The organism is Devosia sp., from assembly GCF_036406155.1.
In the GTDB taxonomy this organism is placed as follows: Bacteria; Pseudomonadota; Alphaproteobacteria; order Rhizobiales; family Devosiaceae; genus Devosia_A.
This window is the reverse complement of sequence record NZ_DASWVV010000176.1, coordinates 1-2,438: the sequence shown is the minus strand read 5'-3', so window position 1 is coordinate 2,438 and position 2,438 is coordinate 1. Positions and strand designations below refer to the sequence as shown.

The following is a 2,438-nucleotide window of genomic DNA, read 5'->3' as shown; positions in this document are numbered from 1 at the left end:
ACGGCGTCCCCGAGACGCTGGTGCGCCGCCTCGTCGCCAGGGAGAGCGGCTTCAACCCAAGGGCCCGCAACGGCCCCAATTTGGGGCTGATGCAGATCCAGCACGGCACCGCCCGCTCCATGGGCTATACCGGCGGCCCCGAGGGCCTGCTCGATCCGGCCACCAACCTCAGATACGGCGTCAAGTACCTGCGCGGCGCCTGGCTGGTCGCCGGGCGCGACCCGGAGGGGGCGCTGCGCGCCTACCAGCGCGGCTACTACCATGACGCCAAGCGCCTCGGCCTGCTCGACGAGGTCGGCCTGTAGCGCCCGGGCCGGCGCCCGCGCATTTCCGTTATCCGGCCGGCCAAAGGGTGCTAGACTTGTCCCGGACGGGGCGAGGATCGGTGCCATGCCCACGGACAAGCAGGCCGGCACGTTTCTGCGGCAACCGGGCGCCTCTACCGGCGCGACCGGAGTCGGGGCTGTGCGCGGCGAGCGCCGACTCGTCACCGTGCTCTTTGCCGACGTGGTGAACTCGACCGGCCTCGCCGAAACGCTCGATCCCGAGGACTGGACCGAGATCATGAACGGCGCCTTCGAACAGCTGACGGCGCCCATCCACCGCTACGAGGGAACCGTCGCCCGGCTCATGGGCGACGGCCTCTTGGCGCTGTTCGGCTCGCCGGTCGCGCACGAGGACGACCCGCAGCGGGCGGTGCTCGCTGCCCTCGACATGATCGACGCCGTGCGCGCCTACGCCGGCACCCTCGGCGGCCTCGACTTCAACGTCCGGATCGGCATCAACACCGGCCACGTCGTCATCGCCGATGTCGGCTCTTCGGCCTCGATGGAACACACCGCGATGGGCGATGCCGTCAACGTCGCCGCCCGCATGCAGCAGACCGCCGCGCCGGGGACCATCCAGCTGTCGGCCGAAACCTACCGGCTGGTGGCGCCGCTGTTCGATGTCACCCCGCTCGGCGATCTCGAATTGAAGGGTAAGGCGGAGCCGGTTGCCGCCTACCGGGTCACCGGGATCAAGGCGCACCCCCAGCGTTCCCGCGGCATCGGCGGCGTCAGCGCGCCGCTGGTCGGGCGCGACGGCGAACTGGCGCAATTGCGCGCCATCGTCGACGGGCTGCGCCAGGGGCGGGGGCAGATCGTCTGCCTCATCGGCGAGGCGGGCCTGGGCAAGAGCCGCCTCCTTGCCGAGCTCAATGCCTACTGGCTGGAGCAGGGCGATCCGCAGCGCTGGGAAGTCATGCTCGGCGTGCCCTACGACGCCTCGCGGCCCTTCGGCCTGTTCCAGAACTACGCCCGCGGCCTGTTCGGCATCCAGCTCGAAGACAGCGTCGAGGCCATCCACGCCAAGGTGGAAGAGACGCTGCGCGCAATGGGCGGTAGCGACGAAGACGTGGCGCTGTGCAGCGTTGCCATCCAGCGCGTGGTGGCGGCCAGCGTGCAGGACGCGGCCAAGGAGTTCCCGGCCGAAATGGTCAAGCGCGACATCTACGAGATCATGTACCCGGCCTGGCGCCAGTCCTGCCTCGCCGGGCCGGTGGTCACCATCGTCGACGACCTGCAGTGGGCCGACCAGGCGTCGGTCGACCTGCTCGTGCATCTGCTCGGCCTCGTCGAGGAAGTCCCCCTCCTGATCCTGTGCGCCTTCCGCCCCGAGCGGCAGTCGCCCGCCTGGCAGCTCAAGCTCAGGGCCGAGACCGATTTTCCGCACCGCTACACCGAGATCGAGCTGCGCCCGCTCGGCGCCGACGACACCGACGCCCTGGTTTCGGCGCTGCTCGACATTTCCGACCTGCCCGCGCAATTGCGCCAGCTGATCGCGCACAAGGCCGAGGGCAATCCCTATTTCGCCGAGGAGGTGGTGCGCACCCTGATCGAGCAGGGCGTCATCCGTCGCACCGAGGCGGGGCTGCTCTGGAACCCCGACGCCGAGCTCGCCGACATCGCCATCCCCGACAGCCTGCAGGCCCTGCTCATCGCCCGCATCGACAGGCTCGACGAGGAGACGCGCTCGACGCTGCAGATGGCGTCGGTGATCGGCCGCTCGTTCTACTACCGCGTGCTGCAGGCCATCTCCGATTCCGCCCTGGCGCTGGACAAGCATCTGCGCGCCCTGGAGCGGGTCGAGCTGCTGCGCGAGGCCGGGCGGCTGCCCGAGCTCGAATATATCTTCAAGCACGAGCTGGCGCGCGACGCGGCCTATGCCACCATCCTCAACCGCCGCCGCCGCGCCTTCCACCTGCGCGTGGCCGAGGCCATCGAAACCCTGTTCAGCGACCGCCTCGAAGAGCACGCGCATCGGCTGGCCCAGCATTTCGAGCAGGCCGGCGACGACGCGCGGGCGGCAAGATACTACGAGATGGCGGGCGCCGCCGCCGCCAGCATCCACGCCACCGCCGAGGGCATCGCCCATTACGGCCGGGCGCTGGCGGCGGC

Annotated in this window: 2 protein-coding genes; both read left to right on the top strand. The window is 70.2% G+C overall.

Annotated features, from left to right (window positions below):
* Positions 1 to 305, top strand: a 305-nt coding sequence (locus VGD93_RS11740; RefSeq protein ID WP_395012243.1) for a transglycosylase SLT domain-containing protein, incomplete at its 5' end; no start/stop codon positions are given.
* Between the two features lie 85 nt (positions 306 to 390).
* Positions 391 to 2,438, top strand: a 2,048-nt coding sequence (locus tag VGD93_RS11735) for an ATP-binding protein (RefSeq protein ID WP_395012241.1), incomplete at its 3' end; no start/stop codon positions are given.